Below are 23,958 nucleotides of genomic sequence, written 5' to 3'. Positions count from 1 at the left end.
GAGGTGGTTTACTTGCCTACAACACCTGTTCACGCATCCACTAGGACACGACGATGTCGCCACGCTCCTTCTTGCCCGGCCGCAGTGGAATCTGCGCCGCAGTACTGATCTCCACCAGCCTTCTGCTGGGCGGCTGCAAGACCAGCGATGGAGAGGCCAAGGCCGCAGAAGAAAAAAAGGCCGTGGATGCAGTGCCGGTGGAAATCGCCAAGGCAGCGCGGCGCGCGGTGGCCGCCAGCTATACCGGTACCGCAGCGCTAGAGCCGCGTGCGGAAGCGCAGGTGGTCGCCAAGACCTCCGGCGTGGCACTGGCGGTGATGGTGGAAGAAGGCCAGAAGGTGTCGGCCGGCCAGGCGCTGGTGCGACTGGATCCGGATCGCGCGCATCTGGCCGTTGCGCAGAGCGAAGCGCAACTGCGCAAGCTGGAAAACAGCTACCGCCGCGCCACGCAATTGGTCGGTCAGCAGCTGGTGAGCGCAGCCGATGTGGATCAGCTCAAGTTCGATGTGGAAAACAGCCGCGCGCAGCATCGGCTGGCATCGTTGGAGCTGTCCTACACCACCGTGCAGGCGCCGATTTCCGGCGTGATCGCCTCGCGTTCGATCAAGACCGGCAACTTCGTGCAGATCAACACGCCGATCTTTCGCATCGTCGACGACTCGCAGCTGGAAGCCACGCTCAATGTGCCCGAGCGCGAACTGGCGACGTTGAAGTCGGGCCAGCCGGTGACCTTGTTGGCCGATGCGCTGCCGGGCCAGCAGTTCGTGGGCAAGGTGGATCGCATTGCGCCGGTGGTGGATTCGGGCAGCGGCACGTTCCGTGTGGTGTGCGCCTTCGGCAAAGACGCCGAGTCGCTGCAGCCGGGCATGTTCGGGCGCATCCGTATCGATTACGACCAACGCAAAGACGCATTGGTGATTCCGCGCCTAGCGCTACTCGATGATGGTGAACCTGCGGTGTTCGTGGTGCGCAATGGCAAGGCCAGCCGCGTCCCGGTGAAACTTGGTTACGCCGAAGGCCCGTGGCTTGAAGTGCGGCAGGGCTTGAAGGAAGGCGATCAGGTGGTGACCGCCGGCAAGGTGGCGCTACGCGATGGCACTGCCGTGCAGGTGATTGGGCAGCCCGATCGCAAGCCGGTTGCCGCTGCCCCGGCTGCTGCGCGCGATGAGACGCACGCATGAGCGACCACGGCAACGCGCACGGCTCCCTGCACGACCCACACATGCCAACGCCTGGCGGCGGCGGGCTGGTGGTCTTTGCGACACGGCGGCGCGTGACCATCGCCATGATCACCGTGACCATGCTGTTGTTCGGCGTGATCGCGCTGCGTAGCCTCAAGGTCAATCTGCTGCCCGACCTGAGCTACCCCACGCTCACCGTGCGGACCGAATACACCGGCGCGGCGCCAGCGGAAATCGAGACGCTGGTGACCGAACCGGTGGAAGAAGCCGTCGGCGTGGTCAAAAATCTGCGCAAGCTCAAGTCGATCTCGCGCACCGGGCAGAGCGATGTGGTGCTGGAATTCGCCTGGGGCACCAACATGGACCAGGCAGGCCTGGAAGTGCGCGACAAGATGGAAGCGCTGTCGCTGCCGCTGGAAACCAAGCCGCCGGTGCTGCTGCGCTTCAATCCATCCACCGAACCGATCATGCGGCTGGCGTTGTCGCCCAAACAGGCGCCGGCGTCGGACGCAGATGCGATTCGTCAGCTCACCGGTCTTCGCCGGTATGCCGACGAAGATCTGAAAAAGAAGCTCGAACCGGTGGCCGGTGTGGCCGCGGTCAAGGTCGGCGGCGGGCTGGAAGACGAGATCCAGGTCGATATCGATCAGCAGAAACTGGCGCAGCTCAATCTGCCCATCGACAACGTGATCACCCGGCTCAAGGAGGAGAACGTCAACATCTCCGGCGGCCGGCTGGAAGAAGGCTCGCAGCGGTATCTGGTGCGCACGGTGAACCAGTTTGTGGATCTGGACGAGATCCGCAACATGCTGGTCACCACGCAGAGCAGCAGTAGCAGCGCCGCCGATGCAGCGATGCAGCAGATGTATGCGATTGCCGCGTCCACCGGCTCGCAGGCGGCGCTGGCGGCAGCGGCGGAAGTGCAGAGCACTTCGTCGGCGTCCAGCAGCAGCATCGCCGGCGGCATGCCGGTGCGGCTGAAAGATGTGGCCGACGTGCGCCAAGGCTACAAGGAGCGCGAGGCGATCATCCGCCTGGGCGGCAAGGAAGCGGTGGAGCTGGCGATCTACAAGGAAGGCGATGCCAACACCGTGTCCACGGCCGCCGCACTGCGCGCGCGACTGGAGCAGCTCAAGGCAACCGTGCCGGGCGATGTGCAGATCACCACCATCGAAGACCAGTCGCACTTCATCGAACACGCGATCAGCGATGTCAAAAAAGATGCGGTGATCGGCGGTGTGCTGGCGATCCTGATCATTTTCCTGTTCTTGCGCGACGGCTGGAGCACGTTCGTGATCAGCCTGTCGTTGCCGGTGTCGATCATCACCACGTTCTTTTTCATGGGCCAGCTTGGCTTGAGCCTCAACGTAATGTCGCTGGGCGGGCTGGCGCTGGCCACCGGCCTGGTGGTGGACGATTCGATCGTGGTGCTGGAGAGCATCGCCAAGGCCCGCGAACGTGGGTTAAGCGTGCTGGATGCGGCGATTGCCGGTACCCGCGAAGTGAGCATGGCGGTGATGGCGTCCACGTTAACCACCATCGCGGTGTTCCTGCCGTTGGTGTTTGTCGAAGGCATTGCCGGGCAGCTGTTCCGCGATCAGGCGCTGACGGTGGCGATCGCCATTGCGATCTCGCTGGTGGTGTCGATGACGCTGATTCCGATGCTGAGTTCGCTCAAGGGCGCGCCGCCGATGGCGTTTCCGGATGAGCCGGACCACCCGGATTGGACGCCCGAACAGCGCTGGCTCAAGCCGGTGGCTGCCGGCCGTCGCGGGGCGGGGGCCAGCGTGCGCTACGCGTTCTTCGGCGGCGCGTGGGTGGTGGTCAAACTGTGGCGCGGCATCGCACGGGTGGTGTCGCCGGTGATGCGCAAGGCCAGCGACATTGCGATGGCGCCGTACGGCCGTGCCGAGCGCGGCTATCTGGCGATGTTGCCGGCAGCGTTGCGTCGGCCCGGTCTGGTGCTGGGATTGGCCGCCGCCGCGTTTGTCGGCACCCTGTTGTTGGTGCCGATGCTGGGGGCGGACCTGATCCCGCAGCTGGCGCAGGATCGCTTCGAGATGACCGTGAAACTGCCGTCCGGCACGCCGCTTGCGCAGACCGATGCGCTGGTGCGCGAGCTGCAACTCGCGCACGACAAAGACCCCGGCATTGCATCGTTGTATGGCGTGAGCGGCAGCGGCACGCGGCTGGATGTAAACCCCACCGAAAGCGGGGAGAACATCGGCAAGCTTACCGTGGTGATGGCTGGCGGCGGCAGCCCCGAAGTGGAAGCGGCGGCGACGCAGCGGCTGCGCAGCAGCATGGTCGGGCACCCTGGTGCGCAGGTGGATTTCGCGCGGCCGGCGCTGTTTAGTTTCTCCACTCCGCTGGAAGTGGAATTGCGCGGGCAGGATCTGGGTGAGCTGGAGCGGGCCGGGCAAAAACTGGCCGCAATGCTGCGCGCCAATGGGCACTATGCCGACGTCAAATCGACGGTGGAAGAGGGATTTCCGGAGATCCAGATCCGCTTCGATCAAGAGCGCGCCGGTGCACTGGGCTTGACCACGCGGCAGATCGCCGATGTCATCGTCAAGAAGGTGCGTGGCGATGTGGCCACGCGCTATAGCTTCCGCGATCGCAAGATCGATGTGCTGGTACGTGCGCAGCACAGCGACCGTGCCAGCGTGGATGCGATTCGCCAGCTGATCGTCAATCCGGGCAGCAGTCGCCCCGTGCGCCTGGCCGCCGTGGCCGAGGTGCTGGCGACGACCGGCCCGAGCGAGATCCATCGCGCCGACCAGACCCGCGTGGCGATCGTGTCGGCCAGCCTGAAGGACATCGACCTGGGCGGTGCGGTGCGCGAAGTGGAAACGCTGGTGCGCAAGGACCCATTGGCTGCCGGCGTCGGCATGCATATCGGCGGGCAGGGCGAGGAGCTGGCGCAGTCGGTCAAGTCGTTGTTGTTTGCGTTCGGGCTGGCGATCTTTCTGGTCTATCTGGTGATGGCGTCGCAGTTCGAATCGCTGCTGCACCCGTTCGTCATCCTGTTCACCATCCCGCTGGCGATGGTGGGCGCGGTGCTGGCGCTGCTGATGACCGGCAAGCCGGTCTCGGTTGTGGTGTTCATCGGCTTGATCCTGCTGGTGGGCCTGGTGACCAAGAACGCGATCATCCTGATCGACAAGGTCAACCAGTTGCGCGAAGAAGGCGTGCCCAAGCGTGAGGCCTTGATCGAAGGCGCACGCTCGCGTCTGCGGCCGATCGTCATGACCACGCTGTGCACCTTGTTCGGCTTCCTGCCGCTGGCGGTGGCGATGGGCGAGGGCGCGGAAGTGCGCGCACCGATGGCGATCACCGTGATTGGCGGCCTGCTGGTGTCCACGCTGCTGACGCTGCTGGTGATTCCGGTGGTGTACGACTTGCTGGATCGCCGCGCGGACGCGTACTACCTGGAGCGCGGCCGGCGCATGGCGCGGCAGCAGGCGCAGACGCGTGAAAACACAGACGGACTGGAGGCGCTATGAGCGTTGCGGCCTTCAGCATTCGTCGCCCGGTCACCACCATCATGTGCTTCGTGTCGTTGGTGGTGGTGGGCCTGATTGCCGCATTCCGATTGCCGCTGGAGGCATTGCCGGACATCTCGGCGCCGTTCCTGTTCGTGCAATTGCCGTACACCGGCTCCACCCCTGACGAGGTGGAGCGCAACCTGGTGCGGCCGGCCGAAGAAGCCTTGGCCACGATGACCGGCATCAAGCGCATGCGCTCCACCGCCACTGCCGATGGCGCCAACATCTTTATCGAGTTCTCCGATTGGGACCGCGATATCGCCATCGCCGCATCGGATGCGCGCGAGCGGCTGGATGCGATTCGCGACGATTTTCCTGATGATCTACAGCGCTTCCATATCTTCAAATGGTCCAGCAGCGACGAGCCGGTGCTCAAGGTGCGCCTGGCCAGCCAGACCGACCTGACCGGCGCGTACGACATGCTCGACCGCGAGTTCAAGCGGCGCATCGAACGCATTCCCGGCGTGGCGAAGGTCGAAATTTCCGGTGCCCCACCCAACGAGGTGGAGATCGCCATCGCGCCGGATCGCCTCACCGCGCACGACCTCAGCCTCAACGACCTAAGCGAGCGGCTGGGCAAGCTCAATTTCTCTGTCTCTGCCGGGCAGATCGACGACAACGGGCAGCGCATCCGGGTGCAGCCGATCGGCGAGTTGCGCGACCTGCAGGAACTGCGCGATCTGGTCCTCAATGCCAAGGGTTTGCGTCTGGGCGATATCGCCGAGGTACGCCTCAAGCCCACGCGCATGAACTACGGGCGGCGGCTGGATGGGCGCCCGGCGATCGGTCTGGATGTCTTCAAGGAGCGCAGCGCCAATCTGGTGGAAGTGTCCAAGGCCGCGCTGAAAGAGGTGGAAGACATTCGCGCCGAGCCCGCGATGCGCGATGTGCAGATCAAGGTCATCGACAACCAGGGCAAGGCCGTGACCTCGTCGCTGGCCGAACTCGCCGAAGCCGGGGCGGTGGGCCTGTTGTTGTCGATCACCGTGCTGTTCTTTTTTCTGCGGCATTGGCCATCGACCTTGATGGTGACCCTGGCGATCCCGATCTGCTTTGCGATCACGTTGGGCTTCATGTATTTCGTCGGCGTCACGCTCAACATCCTGACGATGATGGGTTTGCTGCTCGCGGTGGGCATGCTGGTGGACAACGCCGTGGTGGTGGTGGAAAGCATCTACCAGGAGCGCGAGCGCATGCCCGGGCAGCCGCAACTGGCGGCATTGCTGGGTACCCGCAGCGTGGCGATTGCGCTGAGCGCAGGTACCTTGTGCCATTGCATCGTGTTCGTGCCGAATCTGTTCGGCGAAACCAACAACATCTCCATCTTCATGGCGCAGATCGCGATCACCATTTCAGTGTCGTTGTTGGCGTCGTGGCTGGTGGCGATCAGCCTGATCCCGATGCTGTCGGCACGCATGAAGACGCCGCCGATGGTGACCTCCGACCATGGCGTAATCGCCAGGCTGCAACAGCGCTATGCGCGGGTGCTTGCATGGACGCTGGCCCACCGCGGCTGGAGCGTGGCCGGGATTATCCTGGTCAGCGCCATCAGCCTGGTGCCGATGAAACTGACCAAGGTCGACATGTTCGGCGGCGATGGCGGCAACGAGGCCTTCATCCAATATCAGTGGAAGGGCTCGTACACGCATGAGCAGCTGGGCGAAGAGATCGGGCGAGTCGAGAATTACCTGGAAGCCAATCGCGAGAAGTACCACATCACCCAGGTCTATTCGTGGTTCAGCGAGGTGGAAGGCAGCAGCACGACGGTGACCTTCGATGCGAGCAAGGTCAAAGACCTGCCGCCATTGCTGGAGCAGATCCGTAAGGCGTTGCCGCGTTCTGCGCGGGCTGACTACAGCATCGGCAATCAGGGCGATGGTGATAGCGGCAACCAGGGCGTGCAGGTGCAATTGGTTGGCGACTCCACCGAGGCGCTCAAGTCGCTGGCCGATGAGGTGGTCCCGCTGCTGGCGCAACGCAAGGAGTTGCGCGACGTGCATGTGGATACCGGCGATCGCACCAGCGAGCTGGCGATCCGCGTCGATCGCGAGCGTGCTGCCGCGTTCGGTTTCAGTGCGGAGCAGGTGGCCAGTTTCGTGGGGCTGGCACTGCGCGGTACGCCGCTGCGCGAGTTCCGTCGTGGCGACAATGAGGTGCCGGTGTGGGTGCGTTTTGCCGGCGCCGAGCAAAGCAAGCCGGAAGATCTGGCCGGCTTCAGCGTCCGCACCAAGGATGGCCGCAGCGTGCCGCTGCTGAGTCTGGTCGATGTGCAGATCCGCCCGGCGGCCACGCAGATTGGGCGCACCAATCGCCAGACCACGTTGACCATCAAGGCCAATCTGGCCGAAAAAATCACCGTGCCGGAAGCACGCGCGGCGATGGAAAAGCCGCTCAAGGCAATGAATTTTCCTGCCGGTTACAGCTACACCTTCGATGGCGGCAACTATCAGAACGACGGCGAAGCGATGGGCCAGATGGTGTTCAACCTGGTGATCGCGTTGGTGATGATTTACGTGGTGATGGCGGCGGTGTTCGAATCGCTGCTGTTCCCGGCCGCGATCATGAGCGGGGTGCTGTTTTCGATCTTCGGTGTGTTCTGGCTGTTCTGGATCACCGGCACCTCGTTCGGCATCATGTCCTTCATCGGCATACTGGTGCTGATGGGTGTGGTGGTGAACAACGGCATCGTGATGATCGAGCACATCAACAATTTGCGCCGTCGCGGCATGGGACGCACGCAGGCGCTGGTCGAGGGCTCACGCGAGCGGTTGCGGCCGATCATGATGACGATGGGCACCGCGATCCTGGCGATGGTGCCGATCTCGCTGACCAGCACCACGATGTTCAGCGACGGCCCGCCGTACTTCCCGATGGCTCGCGCCATCGCCGGCGGGCTGGCGTTTTCCACCGTGGTCAGCCTGCTGTTCCTGCCGACGATCTACGCCATTCTCGACGACATGAGCAACGGCGCTGCGGCACTGGTGCGCCGCGCGCGTGGTGTGCCAAAGACGCCGCCCGTGAGCGTTGCGTTGGAGTCTTGAGCAGTCAACGGCGCTGAAGTTTTCACGGCGTAAGGCATCTACCAGTGTGCTGGAGCCTTGAATGGCATAAGGCGCACAAAGCCCCGCTCCCCTCGGGCGAGGAGGCACAGCTTGCGCGCCATGGGCGCGCGTGCCTTGGAGCGCCCGCGCCGCAAGCGCGGGCCAGGGCGTGGAGCGGGGGGTATGGTGAGGGTACGGGTTCTGCGGGCACTGCCAAGCACCCGGCTGTCAGTTACTGGCTTCGGTGAGGGGCAGCAGCGCGGCCGGGAATCGGCTCCTCGGCTCGGTCAGACATCCTGTCTGACTCGCCGCCGCGGCACATCCATGTGCCGCTCTCCGCCAATCCCCGGCCACGCTGCCGCCTCGGTACGTCGTTGTCATGACTTTGAGCGACTACAACGGCAGCGTCGCCATTGTTCGGACTCTGTATTTATTGCTCGTAAACTAAGAGCGGCTAACAAAACTTAGCGAACGGCCGCCTGGCGGCCACGCAGTAATTTTGTTAGCTGCTCTGAGTTCCCGAGCACTTGTGGTTATTTGAAGAGCACACAGGCCTTTTTCTCGCAGCTTTTTCATAGAGCGAGCAGGTCCTTGCTTCACGCCACGACGCAATTAATGACGCCTGCGGACGAGCATGTGTTTCGCAGAAAGCCGAGCTTTCCGTTCCGCCAATGCCGCAATTTCGAAGAGCGGTCCGCGGGCGCCGGGGTAGGACCTTACACGACAGGGATGTCGTGTAAGAGCCCACATGGATGGGTTCACGGCGTGTCCTGCCCCGGCGCCCGTGGACCGCTCCCACGCACAGAATCAAGGCGCCAGCCAACCATGCGTTCCTTAAGCCAAGATCAAAGCACCAGCAAACTGGGCTTTCCTCAATCGAAACGAAAGCGCCAGCTGAAAAAGTTTTCTTCGGCCAACCGCATTTCTTCACCAGATCAGCGTTCCACAGCCAAGCGGCTCTCCTCGGTAACTCGGCTTTTCAACTCTCTGCATGCGGCGCCCAGACATCAACCCGCACGCACCTGCCGAACGATCGCTGCGGCCTTGGCCGAGCTTTCCTTGACCTTGTCCCATTGGCCCTGGGCCAGCCAGTCCTTGGGCACCATCCACGAGCCGCCGATGCACAGCACGTTCGGCTGCGACAGAAACTCTGCTGCGTTCGCTTCGCTGATGCCGCCGGTGGGACAGAGCTTGAGCTCGGACAGCGGGCCTGCGAGGCCCTTGAGCATTTGCAGGCCGCCGACGGCAGTGGCCGGGAACAGCTTGCACACGCGAAAGCCCAGGCCCATCAGGGTCAGCAATTCGGTGGGGGTGGCTGCGCCGGGAACGGCCGGGATCGGCGCATCGGCCAGCAGGCGCGCGAGCGGGGCAGGCGTGCCCGGCGTCACCAGGAAATCCGCGCCGGCATCCACCGACTGACGAAACTGCAGTTCGCTCAGCACGGTGCCGGCGCCGATCACGATGTTGGGCAGTTCGCGCTTGAGCATGGCCAGCGCTTCGATCGCGATCGGTGTGCGCAGAGTGAGCTCGATCGCAGGCAACCCGCCTTCGAGCAGCGCATCGGCCACGCGGCGCGCCTGGTCCAGCGTATCGACAGTGACCACCGGCAGGATGCCGGCGTCGCGCAGCAGTTGTTCGGCGGTGTTCTGGGTCTGGGCAATCGTCATTGCAACTCCATTAGACGGCGACCGCCGGGGCAGTCGCTGAGAGGGAAGGGGATCAGGCGTCCTTGGACTCGTGCGGGGCGGCGGCTGCGGCAGCATCTGCGCCGAGTTCGTACTCGGCGTCGTAGCTCCACAGTGCACCGTCCGGATGCGTCGGGCCGCAGGAAATCGAGATCGCGCCCTGGTCGGCGGGGCCGACCACCTGGCGGTTGATCGCGAACAGGTTGCGGCCCAGGTCGTTGCCGGCCACGGCGGTATTGGGCGCCACTTCGCGCGATGCCCATTCTTCGGCCGAGACCAGCACTTCCAGCGTGCCGGCTTCGCCGTCCAGGCGCACCATGTCGCCCTCGCGGACGCGCCCGATCGGGCCGCCACGCGCGGCTTCCGGCGTCATGTGGATCGCGGCGGGGAACTTGCCCGAGGCACCGGACAAACGGCCGTCGGTGACCAGCGCCACACGCCGGCCCTGGTTCTGCAGCAGGCCGAGCAACGGGGCCATCGAATGCAGTTCCGGCATGCCGTTGGCACGCGGGCCCTGATACCGCAGCACCACCACGAAATCGTGCGGCAGCACGCCGGCGGCATGCAGCTTGTTGAGCACCTGCGGCGTGTCGATCACCACCGCAGGCGCTTCGATCTTGCGGTGTTGCGGCTTGACTGCCGACAGCTTGATCAGCGAGCGGCCCAGGTTGCCGCGCAACAGGCGCAGCCCGCCTTGCGATTCGAATGCATCGCTGACCGGGCGTGCCACGCTGTCATCGGCGGTGGTCGCGGTGCCGGGCACATAGGTGACCTTGCCGTCCTGCAACCGCGGCTCGTTGGCGTAGGCACGCATGCCGCCTTCGACCACGGTGGGCAGATCGTCGTGCATGTAGCCGGCGTCCATCAGCTCGCGGAAGACGAACGCGGTGCCGCCTGCGGCCTGGAAGCGGTTCACGTCGGCTTCGCCATTGGGGTAGATGCGGGTCAGCAACGGCACGGTCTGCGAAATCAGGTCCATGTCGTCCCAGGTCAGCACGATGCCTGCAGCACGCGCCACGGCGATCCAGTGGATGGTGTGGTTGGTCGAGCCGCCGGTCGCCATCAGCGTGACCACCGCATTGACGATGGCGCGTTCGTCGATCAAACGGCCGAACGGGCGGAAGTCATCGCCCAGTGCGGAGATCGCCAAGGCGCGTGCGGTGCCCTCACGGGTCAGTGCATCGCGCAGCGGCAATTCCGGGTTGACGAACGAGGCGCCGGGCAATTGCACACCCATCGCTTCGAGCAACACCTGGTTGGAATTGGCGGTGCCGTAAAAGGTGCAGGTGCCGGGCGAGTGATACGACGACGCCTCGGCTTCCAGCAATTCGGCGCGGGTGGCTTCGCCGGCGGCATAGCGCTCGCGCACTTCGGCTTTTTGCTTGTTCGGGATGCCCGGCGTCATCGGGCCGGCCGGCATGAATAGCGCAGGCAGATGGCCGAAGGCCAGCGCGCCGATCAACAGACCCGGCACGATCTTGTCGCAAACCCCCAGGTACACCACGCTGTCGAACATGTCGTGGCTGAGGCCGATCGCCGCAGCTTGCGCGATGTTGTCGCGCGAAAACAGCGACAGCTCCATGCCGGCGCGGCCCTGAGTCACGCCGTCGCACATCGCCGGCACGCCACCGGCTACCTGCGCGGTGGCGCCGAGCGCACGCGCGGCATCGCGAATCAGCTGCGGGTAATGCTCGAATGGCTGGTGCGCGGACAGCATGTCGTTGTAGGCGGTGATGATGCCCAGGTTAGGCGTGGCCGCACCGCGCAGGCGTGATTTGTCGGTCGGCTCGGAGGCGGCAAAGCCGTGCGCAAGATTGCCGCAGCTCAGACGGCTACGGAACGGACCCTCACGCAGGGCGGCATCGAGACCGGCCAGATACGCCGCGCGCGACGGCGCGCTGCGCTTACGGATACGGTCGGTGACAGCTTGGATGTTCGGATGCAGGCTCATTGGCTACCGGCTATGAGAAACGGGGAGAAAGAAAACACACTGTTTTTTTAGTTTAAATACCCGCATATGGAGGTGCGGGCTGGTGCGAGGGACTCGCATTGGATCGGCTGTTGCCAGGGACTCGCATCGAATCGACACTCGCGAAGAACTCGCATCTAAGCGGATGTCGCAAAGCTCTCGCATGCGAAGCAATCACAGCGTATCCGCTCGCAGCAACCGCTCGCACTCAACCGCACCAATGCACCCGCAAACGCGGACCGGGCTGCTGGAGTGCGACCCGAATCGGGTACTCGCTGATGTCTTCGCCAGCGAGCGCGGCTTGCAGCACATCGAGCTTCTGCTTGCCACGCAGCAGCAGCAGGCGGGTGGGAATCGCGGCAAGGCCGGTCGGCGTCAGCGTGATCCGCAGCGGCCACTGGTTCGCGCCCGGGCAACCGGTCGCATCCAGCGACGCATACGGCTGCGGGCTGGCCAGCGCCTTGGGCAGATCGGTCGAGCCGGGGAACAACGAGGCGGTGTGTCCGTCGCCGCCCATTCCCAGCACCGCCAGACACGCCGGTTCGGCATGGGTGGCCTGCAGGTTGGCGGTGTGCACGCACTCGGGCAATTGCTTGCCGGGACGCACCAACGGGATGAAGGTCGCAGCCGGCGCATGGGTCAGGAAGCTGTGATTGACCAGCCACGCGTTGCTGTCCTGATCCTGCGGCGAGAGCCAGCGCTCATCGACCAGGCCCACCTCCACCCGCGACCAGTCCAGCGGACGGTGCGCCAGCGATTCGTAAACCGGCGCCGGTGTGGTGCCGCCGGAGAGCAACATGCGCGCCTGCCCGCGGCGCGAAATCTCCTGTTCCAGCAGATCGGCCATTTCGCCGGCCACCGCCTCGGTCCACTCGGCGGGATCTTCGTAGCGCACCAGGGTGATGCGCGGGTTGTCCTGCAGGTTCATCGCTGCTCCCCCGGATGCTGACGCTGCGCATCCACCGCATACGCTGCGGCGCCCAACAGGCCGGCATGCGGATGCATGACTGCCAGCGAAGGCACGCGCGACATGATTGCGGAGAACCGGCCCTTGTGTTCGAAGCGCTGGCGGAAGCCGGAGTGCTGCAGCGACTCCAGCACCTTGGGCACCAGCCCGCCGGTGAGGAACACGCCATCCCACGCACCCTGCATCAGCACCATGTCGCCAGCGATCGCACCGAAGATGGCGCAGAACAGGTCGATGGTGCGCGCCGAGCGCGGGTCGCCGGCCGCCGCACGTGCGGTGATGTCCTTGGGTTCCAGCGGGCCCGGGTCGATGCCGGCAATCTCGCTCAATGCGCGATGGATGTTGACCAGGCCGGGGCCGCAGATCAGCCGCTCGTTGGAGACCCGGCCGAACTGCTCGGAGAGGATTTCCAGCACACGGATTTCTTCCGGCGTGCCGGGCGGAAAGCTGACGTGGCCGCCTTCGGTTTCCAGCGGAAAACAGCGCCCGTTGCGAATGATCAGCCCACCCACGCCCAGGCCGGTGCCGGGACCGATCACGCCGTAGTTGCGCGGTTGATCGATCGGCGCCGGCCGCCAGCTGGCACCGCCCACCTGCACCACATCCTGCGGACGCAGCAGGCTGATTGCCATGGCCTGCGCGGCAAAGTCGTTGATCAGATGCAAGGTGCTGAAGCCCAGCATGGCGGCGGTGCGCGACCGCGAGATCACCCACGGATGATTGGTGATGCGCGCTTCGTCGCCATCGACGCGGCCGGCCACGGCGAACACGCCCTGGGTGGCCTGTACGCCGATCTGGTCGAGGTAATACCGCGCGGCTTCACCGAGCGAAGCGAACTCCACCACCGCGAACTCGCGCGAGGTGTCATCCAGCAACGGGACCGATGCATCGACATCGGCCAGCGCGAACCGCGCGTTGGTTCCGCCGATATCGGCAACCAGCACCGGTTTGGAAGGAGCGCTCATGCGGTGTTTCCCTGTGCGTCGGTGGCAGGAGGCAGGAACGGTGCGGCAGTGTCCGGGCCCCAGCTACCGGCGGGGTAGGGCTGCAGCGGCAATTGCGCCGCGGCCCAGGCATCGCTGACGCTGTCGATCCACGACCAGGCAGCCTTGACCTCGTCGTCGCGCACGAACAGTGCCGGGTTGCCGTTGAAGGCATCCACGAACAGCCGCTCGTAAGCGATGCGACGGTGCAGGCCGGTCGGCACCGACAATTCCAGTTCCAGCGGTTGCAGCTCGATCGCGCCCCATTCCGGGCCGGCCAGGCTGCTCATCAGGCCGAGCTCGATGTTTTCCTGCGGCTGCAGCTGGAAGGTCAGGCGGTTGGGCACCGCGTTCTGGCGATCCGGGCGCTCGAACAACCAGTGCGTCACCGGCTTGAGCGTGACCACAATGCGGGTGGAACGCTCGGCCAGCCGCTTGCCGGTGCACAGATGGAACGGCACGCCGGCCCAGCGCCAGTTGTCGATATGTGCGGTCACCGCGACGAAGGTTTCCACGTCGCTGCCTTCCGGCGGGTGATAGGCCTGCGCCGGCTGGCCGTTGATGGTGCCGGCGGTGTAGCGGCCGCGCACACTGTCGTGTGCGGAGTGTTCGGCGGTCATCGGGCGCAGCGCACGCAGCACCTTGACCTTCTCGTCGCGGATGCGGTCGGCTTCCAGCGAGGCCGGCGGCTCCATCGCCACCAGACACAGCAACTGCAGGATATGGCTCTGCACCATGTCGCGCAGCGCACCGGAGCGTGCGTAATACGCATCGCGTCCGTCCACGCCCTCGCTTTCGGCGACCAGGATCTGCACCGACTCGATGTAGGTCCGGTTCCAGACTGCTTCGAGCAGCGTATTGCCGAAGCGCAGTGCGATCAGGTTCTGCACCGCTGCCTTGCCCAGGTAATGGTCCAGGCGGAACACGCGGTCTTCGTCGATCAGCGCGCCGATCGACTGCAGGATCTCGCGAGCGCTATCGGAGTCGTGGCCGATCGGCTTTTCCAGCATCAACCGGTGCGGCGCAGCCAAGGCGCCGCCCAGGGCCAGGCCCTGGCAGGTGCTGATGTACAGCCCCGGCGGGATCGCCAAGTAGCTCACGATCTGGCGGCTGGCCAGCTCGCGGACTGCATCGGCTACCGATTCGGCATTGCGCAGGTCCACCGAGCGGTAATCCACCCGCTGCAGCAGCGTCTGGATCTGCTCCGGGGTGGCAATCGGCAGCGCTTCGGTCAGGCGTGGCCGCAGCACTTCACGGAAGGCCTCGGTATCGTGCGGCGACAATGCCAACGCACGGATACGGAAGTCCTCCGGCAGCAGGCCGTCGACGAACAGACGCAGCAAGGAGGGAAAGAGATAGCGCTGGGCGAGATCGCCGGTAGCGCCGAACAGGATCAGGGTGTTGTGCATGGACCGAGTTTCAGATTCTGGGGACATCGTTATCAGCGGCTTCGCGGAAAGGCGCCGGACAGCCGGCGGTCGGTACGTCTGTTCCTGAGCGACACTTGCGTGCGCGCAGCGGGGGATGGACGCTGAGGCCCAATCCCCGATTGTTGCAGCAACTGGCGGTCAGCGGTTAGCGCGTGGGCGGCATACCTGCACATGCTTGGCGGAATGCCCGCCCGCGCAATGCAGGTAACGTCGCCGGGAACGGCGGCGTGGGTCGGTAGCGGCATGGTCCCTCCCGAGATCGATGTTGCCATGTGAAAACGATTACATGTCAGAATAAACCAATGCATTCGTTTGCAGGGGATTTCCTCGCAGACGGGTCGGTCGTCATTGCCATCGGGAGGGCCGAGGGCAGGGCGCATACAAACGTTGAGGCCGAACGATGGCGAAAGTGCAGTTGGAAGGTGTCCGCAAGGTCTATGAAAACGGCCAGGTGGCGGTGCAGGGCGCAAGCTTCGAGGTGGCCGATGGCGAGCTGATGGTGCTGGTCGGGCCGTCCGGCTGCGGCAAGTCGACGCTGTTGCGCATGATCGCCGGGCTCGAGGACATCAGCGCGGGCACGCTCAAGATCGGCGAACGCGTGGTCAACGACGTGGCGCCGAAGGATCGCGACATCGCCATGGTCTTTCAGAGCTATGCGCTCTACCCGCACATGACCGTGGCGGAAAATCTGGCCTTCGGGCTCAAGCTGCGTGGTCACCCGAAGCAGGTCATCGCCGAGCGCGTCAATAACGCCGCCGAGCTGCTGGGCCTGACCCCGATGCTCGACAAGTTGCCCAAGGCGATGTCCGGCGGGCAGCGTCAGCGTGTGGCGCTCGGGCGGGCGATGGTGCGCGAATCGTCGGTTTTTCTGCTGGACGAACCGCTGTCCAATCTGGATGCCAAGTTGCGCCACAGCGTGCGCACCGAGATCGCGCAGCTGCATCGCAAGCTCGGCACCACCATGATCTATGTCACCCACGATCAGGTCGAAGCCATGACACTCGGTCAGCGCATCGTGGTGCTCAAGGATGGCGTGATCCAGCAGATCGACAGCCCGATGGCGCTGTACGACCGTCCGACCAATCTGTTTGTCGCCGGTTTCCTCGGCAGCCCGGCGATGAATGTGCTCCAGGGGCGGCTGGACGAGCAGGACGGCCTGCATCTGGTGATGGCCGACGGCTGGCGGGTGCCGCTGGGCGACGCGCAGGTTGATCGCCGCTGGTTCGGCCAGGACGTCATCGTCGGCGTGCGCCCCGAGCATCTGCAGCCGTCCAGCGATGCGCAGTTGGGCTTCGATGCGCAGGTGGAGGTCATCGAGCCGGTCGGCAACGAGATCTTCCTCAACCTCGATCGCAGCGGGCAGCCGCTGGTGATCCGCGTGGCGCCGCAGGCGCTGCCGGCGGTCGGGCAGCCGCTGCGCCTGGCATTGCGCAGCGATGCATTGCATTTCTTCGACCCGGCAACCGGGCAGCGGCTTGAGCCGGCTTAACGCTCCAGCCCGGGAGCGATGGCAAGCGGGCGCGCGGCGTGCCCGCCTGCTTGCAGTGTGGTGTTGGCGTCCACGGTCAATTCCAGCGGTAACACCGCTAGCGCCAGATCGCCGGCAACGCTGACCACCGTGCCGATGGCGGCGCCGTCCAGTTCGACGCTATCGCCCGCCTGGGCAGCGGCTTCAGTCTCCAACAGTTGCAACGCCCGCTTCGCCTTGCCCAGAAAATGCGTGCGCGCAACGATCTCCTGACCCGGGTAGCAGCCCTTCTTGATGCTGAAAGCCTGCAAGCGGTCCAGCGCCAGTTGCTGCGGCGTCCATTGTTCGCGCTGCGCATCCGGCAGACGTACCAGACCCAGTTGCAGATCTGCGCGGCGCCATTGCGCGTCCATGTCCGGCAATTCGATAGGCGCTGTCAATGTGTTGTCGGTCAGCAGCAACAGCGTGCGCGCTAGGGCGGTACTGCCCATATCCAACGCGATACGCTGCGTTCCGATGTCGGCCCGTGCGCCTTGCGCGTGTTCTGGCGCTTCAAAGCCGGCATACGCAAGAAGCGCCACCGCGTTGATTTTCAGCTTGCGCCGGAACACGAAACGGCAGAGTTCTGCGGCGATCTCGTTTGCGTGGCCGTCCGGCAACAGCATCAGCAAGTGGGTGTCGTCCTCACGCAGGAGTGCGAAGATGGCGAGTACGCGCCCCTTCGCCGTCAACCACGCATTCCACTGCCACTGCCCGATCGCCAGCGCCTGGACGTCATTGGCGAATTGGGCATGCGCAAACGCCACTGCATCCGTACCGACGAGTCGGACGTATTGCATATCGTGCAGGGAGCCAAAACCCTGTGGAATAAGATTCAGGTTGTCAGCCATGGAAGGGCAGGACTAAAATCGCAAAGTTGTGAGACCACTATGATAGGCCATCCAACCCCCACCCCAGCGCAGGATTCCGAGACGCAGCCTTCCCCTCAGGAGCAGATTCCCGAGAAGAAGCCACTGCCGAAGGAAATTGGTGGACGCGACGGCCCCGAGCCAACGCGCTACGGCGACTGGGAAAAAAATGGACGCTGCATCGATTTTTGAGCAGCTTTTAGCCACAGCGGCCTAGTGCCGCCCAGCCGAGTAAACGAGCCCAGCGAATGGCGATCCGCGAACGTCCCACTTCTCCACATCTTCAGGTCTACCGCTGGCAGATCCAGATGGCGACCTCGATCCTGCATCGAGCCACCGGCGTCATTCTTTCCGGAGGCGCGCTGGTCATCGCCGTCTCGCTGCTGTTGCTGATGCTAGGTGAGGACCACTGGAATTGCCTGACCCAGCATCTGGGCGCCTGGTACGGCCAGTTGTTCCTGTTCGCTTGGTCATGGGCGTTTACCTATCACTTGTCCAACGGCATCCGCCACATCGTCCAGGACTTCGGCCGCGGCTTCAGTATTCCTGCCTTTATCCGCAGTAGCTGGACATCGGTGATCGCCAGCCTGGTGCTGACCGCTGCGATCTGGGCGTATGTCCTCACCGGAGCTTCCGCATGAGCCGCTATCGCACCCCGTTGAAAAATGTACGTGGTCTGGGCGCGGCCAAGACCGGTACCGAACATTTCGTGATGCAGCGCCTGACCGCGACAGCGCTGGTCGTTCTGGCGATCTGGTTCGTGGCGTTCGTGCTGAGCCTGCTCGGTTCCGACTACATGACTGCGGTCACTGCGGTCTCCAAGCCGTGGAATGCCGTGCTGCTGGTCGGTTTTCTGGTGGCGATGTTCTGGCATGCGCAGCTTGGCCTGCAGGTCGTGCTCGAGGACTACATCCACAATTCGTTGCTAGCGCTGGCGTTGCAGACGACGGTGAAGTTCATCGCCGTGCTTGGCGCGCTCGTCAGCATTTTCGCAGTGGCGCGCATCGCGCTGGGCGGTGCCTGAGTCATCGGGCACACAGAACAGGAATCCAGATTAGATGTCCGCTTACAAGATCACTGAACACAAGTACGACATGGTCGTGGTGGGTGCCGGCGGCGCCGGCCTGCGTGCCACGTTCGGCCTGGCCCAGAAAGGCCTGCAGACGGTCTGCCTGACCAAGGTCTTCCCGACCCGGTCGCACACCGTGGCGGCGCAGGGCGGTATTTCCGCCGCGCTCGGCAACATGGGCGAAGACGATTGGCGCTACCACTTCTACGACACCATCAAGGGCTCCGATTGGCTGGGCGACCAGGATGCGATCGAGTACATGTGCCGCGAAGCGATTCCGGCCATCATCGAGCTGGAACACTATGGCGTGCCGTTCTCGCGTACCGAAGAGGGCAAGATCTATCAGCGCCCGTTCGGTGGCATGACCACCAAATACGGCGAAGGCCCGTCGGCGCAGCGTACCTGCGCAGCAGCCGACCGTACCGGCCACGCCATGCTGCATACCCTGTATCAGCAGTCGCTCGCCCATAACGCGCGCTTCATGATCGAGTACTTCGCACTCGACCTGATCTTCGACGAAGAGGGTGTCTGCCGCGGCGTGCTGGCGCTCGACATGGCCGAAGGTTCGTTGCATCTGTTCCGCGCCCATGGCGTGGTGCTGGCCACCGGCGGCTATGGCCGTGCCTACTTCAGTGCCACCTCCGCTCACACCTGTACCGGTGACGGCGGCGGCCTGGTGATGCGTGCCGGTTTGCCGGTGCAGGACATGGAGTTCGTGCAGTTCCATCCCACCGGCATTTACGGTGCGGGCTGTCTGATCACCGAAGGCGTGCGCGGCGAAGGCGGCATTCTGCGCAACAGCAACGGCGAGCGCTTCATGGAGCGCTATGCACCGCATTACAAGGATCTGGCTTCGCGCGACGTGGTGTCGCGCTCGATGACCGTGGAAATCCGCGAAGGCCGCGGCGTCGGCGAGCACAAGGACCACATCCTGCTCGACCTGACCCACCTCGGCCCGGAAGTCATCAACGAAAAGCTCCCCGGCATCGCCGAGAGCGCCCACATCTTTGCCGGTGTGGACGTGACCAAGCAGCCGATTCCGGTGCTGCCCACTGTGCACTACAACATGGGCGGCATTCCGACCAATTTCTACGGCGAAGTCGTGCGCAAGCAGGGCGACGACCCGGATGCGGTGGTGCCCGGCCTGTACGCGATCGGCGAAGCCGCCTGCGTGTCGGTGCACGGTGCCAACCGTCTGGGTTCAAACTCGCTGCTGGATCTGGTGGTGTTCGGCCGTGCGGTGGCAAACCGCTGCGCCGAGACGGTCAAGCCCAACCAGCCGCACAAGACGTTGCCGGCTGATGCCTGCGACAAGGCGCTGGGCCTGCTGGATAAGTTGCGCTATGCCAACGGCTCCACGCCGACCTCGGTGATCCGCGACAACATGCAGCGCACCATGCAGTCCGACGCTGCGGTGTTCCGCACCAGCAAGACGTTGAAAGAAGGCGTGGACAAGATGGCCGAGATTTTCGCCACCTTCGAAGACGTGAAGGTGTCCGACCGCTCGCTGGTGTGGAACTCGGATCTGATCGAGACCTACGAATTGAACAACCTGCTGCTCAATGCAGTGGCGACGATCAATTCGGCCGAGCAGCGCAAGGAAAGCCGCGGCGCGCACTCCCACGAAGACTTCCCGGACCGCGACGACGTCAACTGGCAGAAGCACACGCTGGTCACCGTCGACGACAAGGGCAAGTGCGAGTTCGAATATCGCCCGGTGCACATGTACACGCTGAGTCAGGACGTGGATGTGGTCCCGCCGAAGCCGCGCGTCTACTGATCGATGCGCATGCAACGCTCCCTCGCTGCATTGAAGCCAGTCGCCGGGTCGTCCTGGCGTGGCGGCAACCGCTTGCAGCGGTCGGGGCGTTTCATCGCGCAGGGGCAGCGCCGGCAATACGCCGGTCGTTGCACCGCCGCTTCGGTGGCGGCATCCATCGTCTTTACCTTCATGCGCACGGTGCGGCTGTCGTTCGCACCGCGCATCGCCTGAGCCAACGAGAGCAGCTATGGCAGAGTTCACCCTCCCCAAGAATTCAAAGATCGGCAAGGGTAAGCATTACCCTGCGCAAGGCGCCAAGAACACGCGCACCTTCAAGGTCTACCGCTGGGATCCGGATGGCGACGCCAACCCGCGTACCGACAGCTACGAGATCGATCTCGACAAGTGCGGCCCGATGGTGTTGGACGCGCTGATCAAGATCAAGAACGAGATCGACCCGACGTTGGCGTTCCGTCGTTCGTGCCGCGAGGGTATCTGCGGCTCGTGTGCGATGAACATCGACGGCACCAATACGCTGGCCTGCACCAAGGCGATCGGCGACTGCGGCAAGGCCGAAGTGCCGATCTACCCGCTGCCGCACATGGATGTGATCAAGGATTTGGTACCCGACCTGACCCACTTCTACGCGCAGTACGCGTCGATCAAGCCGTGGATCCGCACTCAGACCCCGCCGCCCCCGGATCGCGAACGCCTGCAGTCGCCGGAAGACCGCAAGAAGCTGGACGGCCTGTACGAGTGCATCCTGTGCGCGTGCTGTTCGACCAGCTGCCCGAGCTACTGGTGGAATGGCGAACGTTACCTGGGCCCGGCCATCCTGCTGCAGGCGTACCGCTGGATCATCGACTCGCGCGATGAAGACACCGGTGCGCGTCTGGACGATCTGGAAGACCCGTTCAAGTTGTATCGCTGCCACACCATCATGAACTGCGCACGGACCTGCCCGAAGGGGCTCAATCCTGCGTTGGCGATCGCCGAGATCAAGAAGTTGATGATGGCGCGTCGCGCCTGATCGCAAGGCACCGAGGTCTCGCATTGGCGGGATGTGGTTCGCAGCGGCACCGGCCCGATGGTCAGGTGCCGCTGTCGTTTTCGCCCCCGCCGCAGGGCAGGGTGGAGAGAGAGATGGACGAAGAAACCTTGTTGAAAAAGCTGCGCTGGCGTTGCCGGCGTGGCATGCGCGAGCTGGATCAGCTGTTCGGGCGCTATCTGGATCAGCGCTGGGCGCAGGCTTCCGAGTCAGAGCGCGCGGTTTTCCTACAGCTGCTGGATTGCGAAGACGATAAGTTGTGGCGCTGGTTCATGGGTTACGAGGCTTGCCCGGATGTCGCCAACGCCGCACTCATTGCCGATATCCGCGCCTTGCCGGCTTGAGTGGCGGCCTTCGCGCGGGCTTGTTTGCGCACTGAGCCTGCTCGCGGTGCTGGCACTGTGCGCCGTCTGGCGTAGCGGTGTGCCGCTCTGGCTGGCTGGAATGCTGTTCATCGGCGTACCGGCATCGGTTGCGAGGTCGCTTTGGCTGTTGTTGCGCTCGCCAGTGCGGCAGTTGGTGGTGCCGTGGAGCGAGAGCCCCGCCAGCATTGACGGCACCCAGGTGCAGAACCTGCAGGTTGCCTGGCGCGGGCCGATTGCGGTGGTGTCGTGGACGGGGCTGGATGCGCGTCGCGAGCGCCTGCATTTCTGGCCGGATACCTTGCCGGCGCCGCAACGACGTGAACTGCGTCTGGCCGCCCAGGCACACGCGATTTCGTCCGGGCGTCCGCAAGTGTCACCATAGCGTCCCTTTTCTGGTTGAACCGCATGTTCAAACCTATCCCGGTTGCCATCGGCTTGCGCTACCTGCGTGCCAAGCGGCGCAATGGCTTCATCTCGTTTATCTCGATGGCATCGATCCTGGGCATCGCCCTGGGCGTCACCGTGCTGATCACCACGTTGGCGGTGATGAGCGGTTTTCAGAAGGAAATCCGCGACCGCCTGTTGCAGATGGCCGCGCACGCCACCGTCAGCGCCGAAGGTGCGCCGATGCGCGACTGGCAGCATGCGGTCGAGGTCGCCATGGCCGACCCGCGCGTTGCCGGCGCCGCACCGTATATCGAAACCGAATCGCTGCTGCAGGGCCCGCGCAAGCAGCCGGCCATCGTGCGTGGCATCGTTCCGGCCGAAGAGAACAAGGTGTCGGTGTTGGCCAAGAAGATGCAGCAGGGCTCGGTCGATAGCCTGACGCCGGGTTCCTACAACATCGTCATCGGCAAGGAGCTGGCGCTCTGGCTGGGCGTGGATGTGGGCGACAGCATTGTGGTCTTGCTCAGCGACACGCAGGCCACGCCGCTTGGCGCGATGCCGCGGCTCAAGCGCTTCACCGTCAGCGGCATTTTCGAAGCCGGCTACAACGAGATCGATCGCGGCCTGGCCGTGGTCAACATGCAGGATCTGGGGCGGGTCTTGCGCATGGATGGCGTCACCGGCGTGCGGCTGCGCCTGCACGACATGGATCAGGCCTGGAACGTCGCGCGCGATCTGGCGCTGAAGTTGCACGGCCCGTACCGGGTGAGCGACTGGACCCAGGAAAACGCCAATCTCTATCACTCGTTGAAGATGGAAAAGACCGTAATGGGCATCCTGCTGTCGCTGATCGTGGCGATGGGGGCGTTCAATCTGGTGTCGTCGCAGGTGATGCTGGTGACCGACAAGCAGGCAGACATCGCGATCCTGCGCACGCTGGGCTTGTCGCCTGGCGGAGTGATGCAGGTGTTCATGGTGCAGGGCTCGTTGATCGGCTTTATGGGCACGATCATGGGGGTGATCGGCGGCATCGTGCTGACGCTCAATCTGGAGCGCATTCTCGGCCTGATCGAGGCGATCTTCAGCGTCAAACTGCTGCCCGAAGATGTGTACTACATCACCGGCCTGCCCACCGACATGCAAACCCAGGATGTGGTGGTGATCACCTTTGTGGCCTTGGTGATGAGTTTCCTGGCGACCTTGTACCCGGCGTGGCGCGCCTCGCGTACCCAGCCGGCGGAGGCGTTGCGTTATGAATGAGATCCTGGAATCGCGCGTGCACAAGTCAACTCCAGCAGATGTGGTGATCCGCGCCGAGGCGCTGGCCAAGACCTACGCCGAAGGCAAGATGCGCACGCCGGTATTCGATGGTCTGGACCTGTCGGTGGCGACCGGCGAGACGGTGGCGATCGTCGGCGCGTCCGGCGCGGGCAAGAGCACGTTGCTGCATCTGCTCGGCGGGCTGGATATTCCGACGTCGGGCGAGGTGTATGTCGCTGGCAGGCGCATGTCTGCGCTGTCCGATGGCGAGCGCGGCAGGCTGCGTAACCAGGCGCTGGGCTTCGTGTACCAGTTCCATCATCTGCTGCCGGAATTCACCGCGCTGGAAAACGTGATGATGCCGGTGCTGCTGTCGGGCAAGGAGGTGGCGGTGGCGCGCGGGCAGGCATTGCAGTTGCTGGAATCGGTCGGGCTCGGCCATCGCATCGAGCACAAGCCCAGCGAGCTGTCCGGCGGCGAGCGTCAGCGCTGTGCGGTGGCGCGTGCGCTGGTGAACAAGCCGGGATGCGTGCTGGGCGACGAGCCCACCGGCAATCTCGACGACAAGACCGCCGGCACCGTATTCGAGCTAATGCTGGAACTCAACCGCGCACAGCGCACCAGCCTGGTGTTGGTCACTCACGACCGCAGCCTGGCACGTCGCCTGGATCGTGTGCTGGAGCTGCATCAAGGCAAGCTGCGCGAGCTGGCACCGTCGGCAGTGTGAGTGCGGTCGACGCGATCGGGTTGCCGGTCGTGTCGCGCAATAAGCAAACATATTTCGGGCCGCATATCGCTGCGTGCGAGATTCGCAGCGCGGCCGTTTGGTGGTGAGCACAGTCGTTGTGTTAGCTGCTCCGAACCTCTGGACTCCACCTCTATCCACA

At 64.2% G+C, this 23,958-nt stretch carries 20 protein-coding genes; 14 read left to right on the top strand and 6 right to left on the bottom strand.

Features of this window, described 5'->3' with window-relative positions; translation table 11 throughout:
* Positions 1-53 precede the first annotated feature (53 nt).
* From ACCQ06_RS12190 to ACCQ06_RS12180, 3 genes are read left to right on the top strand one after another with little or no spacing between them, the layout of a single operon-like run.
* Positions 54-1,181, top strand: coding sequence for an efflux RND transporter periplasmic adaptor subunit (locus ACCQ06_RS12190; protein WP_316685850.1), 1,128 nt, complete (start codon positions 54-56; stop codon positions 1,179-1,181).
* Complete coding sequence (locus ACCQ06_RS12185; RefSeq protein WP_316685849.1) at positions 1,178-4,687, top strand: efflux RND transporter permease subunit; 3,510 nt, start codon at positions 1,178-1,180, stop codon at positions 4,685-4,687. Before ACCQ06_RS12190 ends, ACCQ06_RS12185 begins: the two co-directional genes overlap by 4 nt.
* Positions 4,684-7,770, top strand: a complete 3,087-nt coding sequence (locus ACCQ06_RS12180; protein ID WP_228324801.1) for an efflux RND transporter permease subunit — start codon at positions 4,684-4,686, stop codon at positions 7,768-7,770. The genes ACCQ06_RS12185 and ACCQ06_RS12180 overlap by 4 nt, the downstream gene beginning before the upstream one ends.
* 1,007 nt (positions 7,771-8,777) lie before the next feature.
* Here ACCQ06_RS12180 and ACCQ06_RS12175 read toward each other — a convergent pair.
* The 5 genes from ACCQ06_RS12175 to zwf all read right to left on the bottom strand — a co-directional run bounded on the left by ACCQ06_RS12175 (position 8,778) and on the right by zwf (position 14,783).
* Complete coding sequence (locus ACCQ06_RS12175; RefSeq protein ID WP_316685848.1) at positions 8,778-9,437, bottom strand: bifunctional 4-hydroxy-2-oxoglutarate aldolase/2-dehydro-3-deoxy-phosphogluconate aldolase; 660 nt, start codon at positions 9,435-9,437, stop codon at positions 8,778-8,780.
* A gap of 52 nt (positions 9,438-9,489) precedes the next feature.
* Positions 9,490-11,406 (bottom strand): phosphogluconate dehydratase, encoded by a 1,917-nt coding sequence (gene edd / locus ACCQ06_RS12170; RefSeq protein ID WP_316685847.1) that lies wholly within the window; start codon positions 11,404-11,406, stop codon positions 9,490-9,492.
* Positions 11,407-11,632: 226 nt separating this feature from the next.
* A complete protein-coding gene (gene pgl, locus ACCQ06_RS12165; protein WP_115513088.1) occupies positions 11,633-12,352 on the bottom strand; it encodes a 6-phosphogluconolactonase in 720 nt (239 codons plus the stop codon).
* Entirely contained in the window at positions 12,349-13,356 is a 1,008-nt protein-coding gene (gene glk / locus ACCQ06_RS12160; protein WP_104615636.1) for a glucokinase, read from the bottom strand. Before glk ends, pgl begins: the two co-directional genes overlap by 4 nt.
* Entirely contained in the window at positions 13,353-14,783 is a 1,431-nt protein-coding gene (zwf, locus tag ACCQ06_RS12155) for a glucose-6-phosphate dehydrogenase (protein ID WP_316685846.1), read from the bottom strand. The genes glk and zwf overlap by 4 nt, the downstream gene beginning before the upstream one ends.
* A 421-nt stretch (positions 14,784-15,204) precedes the next feature.
* Between zwf and ACCQ06_RS12150 the strand changes: the two genes are divergently transcribed.
* On the top strand, positions 15,205-16,293 hold the full coding sequence (locus tag ACCQ06_RS12150; RefSeq protein WP_228324798.1) for an ABC transporter ATP-binding protein: 1,089 nt from the start codon (positions 15,205-15,207) through the stop codon (positions 16,291-16,293).
* On the opposite strand, the gene ygfZ is transcribed toward ACCQ06_RS12150, so the two are convergent.
* Positions 16,290-17,162: a CAF17-like 4Fe-4S cluster assembly/insertion protein YgfZ gene (ygfZ, locus tag ACCQ06_RS12145; RefSeq protein ID WP_316685845.1), complete on the bottom strand. Its 873-nt coding sequence runs from the start codon at positions 17,160-17,162 to the stop codon at positions 16,290-16,292. The genes ACCQ06_RS12150 and ygfZ overlap by 4 nt on opposite strands.
* Between ygfZ and ACCQ06_RS12140 the strand changes: the two genes are divergently transcribed.
* The 10 genes from ACCQ06_RS12140 (at position 17,064) to lolD (ending at position 23,798) form a co-directional block, all read left to right on the top strand.
* Positions 17,064-17,372, top strand: a complete 309-nt coding sequence (locus tag ACCQ06_RS12140) for a DUF1674 domain-containing protein (protein WP_228324796.1) — start codon at positions 17,064-17,066, stop codon at positions 17,370-17,372. The two genes, ygfZ and ACCQ06_RS12140, sit on opposite strands and share 99 nt — an antisense overlap.
* A gap of 56 nt (positions 17,373-17,428) precedes the next feature.
* A complete protein-coding gene (gene sdhC / locus ACCQ06_RS12135) occupies positions 17,429-17,821 on the top strand; it encodes a succinate dehydrogenase, cytochrome b556 subunit (RefSeq protein ID WP_104615640.1) in 393 nt (130 codons plus the stop codon).
* The gene (gene sdhD, locus ACCQ06_RS12130; RefSeq protein ID WP_316685844.1) at positions 17,818-18,204 is read left to right on the top strand and encodes a succinate dehydrogenase, hydrophobic membrane anchor protein; all 387 of its coding nucleotides are present in this window, start codon (positions 17,818-17,820) and stop codon (positions 18,202-18,204) included. The genes sdhC and sdhD overlap by 4 nt, the downstream gene beginning before the upstream one ends.
* A gap of 34 nt (positions 18,205-18,238) precedes the next feature.
* Positions 18,239-20,029 (top strand): succinate dehydrogenase flavoprotein subunit, encoded by a 1,791-nt coding sequence (sdhA, locus tag ACCQ06_RS12125; protein ID WP_316685843.1) that lies wholly within the window; start codon positions 18,239-18,241, stop codon positions 20,027-20,029.
* A gap of 9 nt (positions 20,030-20,038) precedes the next feature.
* The gene (locus tag ACCQ06_RS12120; RefSeq protein ID WP_211287678.1) at positions 20,039-20,242 is read left to right on the top strand and encodes a hypothetical protein; all 204 of its coding nucleotides are present in this window, start codon (positions 20,039-20,041) and stop codon (positions 20,240-20,242) included.
* A 16-nt stretch (positions 20,243-20,258) separates the two neighbouring features.
* Positions 20,259-21,041 carry a succinate dehydrogenase iron-sulfur subunit gene (locus ACCQ06_RS12115; RefSeq protein ID WP_104615644.1) on the top strand — a complete coding sequence of 261 codons (783 nt, stop codon included), beginning with the start codon at positions 20,259-20,261 and terminating at the stop codon, positions 21,039-21,041.
* A 113-nt stretch (positions 21,042-21,154) separates the two neighbouring features.
* Positions 21,155-21,403: an FAD assembly factor SdhE gene (locus ACCQ06_RS12110; protein WP_055854170.1), complete on the top strand. Its 249-nt coding sequence runs from the start codon at positions 21,155-21,157 to the stop codon at positions 21,401-21,403.
* Positions 21,354-21,806 (top strand): hypothetical protein, encoded by a 453-nt coding sequence (locus ACCQ06_RS12105; protein ID WP_316685842.1) that lies wholly within the window; start codon positions 21,354-21,356, stop codon positions 21,804-21,806. The genes ACCQ06_RS12110 and ACCQ06_RS12105 overlap by 50 nt, the downstream gene beginning before the upstream one ends.
* Positions 21,807-21,829: 23 nt before the next feature.
* Entirely contained in the window at positions 21,830-23,071 is a 1,242-nt protein-coding gene (locus tag ACCQ06_RS12100; protein WP_316685841.1) for a lipoprotein-releasing ABC transporter permease subunit, read from the top strand.
* A complete protein-coding gene (lolD, locus tag ACCQ06_RS12095; protein WP_228324792.1) occupies positions 23,064-23,798 on the top strand; it encodes a lipoprotein-releasing ABC transporter ATP-binding protein LolD in 735 nt (244 codons plus the stop codon). Before ACCQ06_RS12100 ends, lolD begins: the two co-directional genes overlap by 8 nt.
* Positions 23,799-23,958 lie beyond the last annotated feature (160 nt).

This window comes from Xanthomonas sp. NCPPB 4467, from assembly GCF_041475665.2.
Taxonomy (GTDB): Bacteria; Pseudomonadota; Gammaproteobacteria; order Xanthomonadales; family Xanthomonadaceae; genus Xanthomonas; species Xanthomonas dyei.
The sequence above is the reverse complement of the archived record's forward strand: the minus strand, read 5'-3'. Positions and strand labels throughout refer to the sequence as shown.

Coding starts and splice junctions, on each gene's coding strand:
- ACCQ06_RS12140 (WP_228324796.1), top strand. CDS start 17,064: ATGCGCAAACGCCACTGCATCCGTACCGACGAGTCGGACGTATTGCAT.
- lolD (WP_228324792.1), top strand. CDS start 23,064: ATGAATGAGATCCTGGAATCGCGCGTGCACAAGTCAACTCCAGCAGAT.
- ACCQ06_RS12100 (WP_316685841.1), top strand. CDS start 21,830: ATGTTCAAACCTATCCCGGTTGCCATCGGCTTGCGCTACCTGCGTGCC.
- ygfZ (WP_316685845.1), bottom strand. CDS start 17,162: ATGGCTGACAACCTGAATCTTATTCCACAGGGTTTTGGCTCCCTGCAC.
- sdhA (WP_316685843.1), top strand. CDS start 18,239: ATGTCCGCTTACAAGATCACTGAACACAAGTACGACATGGTCGTGGTG.
- glk (WP_104615636.1), bottom strand. CDS start 13,356: ATGAGCGCTCCTTCCAAACCGGTGCTGGTTGCCGATATCGGCGGAACC.
- ACCQ06_RS12120 (WP_211287678.1), top strand. CDS start 20,039: ATGCAACGCTCCCTCGCTGCATTGAAGCCAGTCGCCGGGTCGTCCTGG.
- ACCQ06_RS12175 (WP_316685848.1), bottom strand. CDS start 9,437: ATGACGATTGCCCAGACCCAGAACACCGCCGAACAACTGCTGCGCGAC.
- ACCQ06_RS12105 (WP_316685842.1), top strand. CDS start 21,354: ATGTCGCCAACGCCGCACTCATTGCCGATATCCGCGCCTTGCCGGCTT.
- ACCQ06_RS12180 (WP_228324801.1), top strand. CDS start 4,684: ATGAGCGTTGCGGCCTTCAGCATTCGTCGCCCGGTCACCACCATCATG.
- zwf (WP_316685846.1), bottom strand. CDS start 14,783: ATGCACAACACCCTGATCCTGTTCGGCGCTACCGGCGATCTCGCCCAG.
- ACCQ06_RS12150 (WP_228324798.1), top strand. CDS start 15,205: ATGGCGAAAGTGCAGTTGGAAGGTGTCCGCAAGGTCTATGAAAACGGC.
- ACCQ06_RS12190 (WP_316685850.1), top strand. CDS start 54: ATGTCGCCACGCTCCTTCTTGCCCGGCCGCAGTGGAATCTGCGCCGCA.
- ACCQ06_RS12110 (WP_055854170.1), top strand. CDS start 21,155: ATGGACGAAGAAACCTTGTTGAAAAAGCTGCGCTGGCGTTGCCGGCGT.
- edd (WP_316685847.1), bottom strand. CDS start 11,406: ATGAGCCTGCATCCGAACATCCAAGCTGTCACCGACCGTATCCGTAAG.
- pgl (WP_115513088.1), bottom strand. CDS start 12,352: ATGAACCTGCAGGACAACCCGCGCATCACCCTGGTGCGCTACGAAGAT.
- sdhC (WP_104615640.1), top strand. CDS start 17,429: ATGGCGATCCGCGAACGTCCCACTTCTCCACATCTTCAGGTCTACCGC.
- ACCQ06_RS12115 (WP_104615644.1), top strand. CDS start 20,259: ATGGCAGAGTTCACCCTCCCCAAGAATTCAAAGATCGGCAAGGGTAAG.
- ACCQ06_RS12185 (WP_316685849.1), top strand. CDS start 1,178: ATGAGCGACCACGGCAACGCGCACGGCTCCCTGCACGACCCACACATG.
- sdhD (WP_316685844.1), top strand. CDS start 17,818: ATGAGCCGCTATCGCACCCCGTTGAAAAATGTACGTGGTCTGGGCGCG.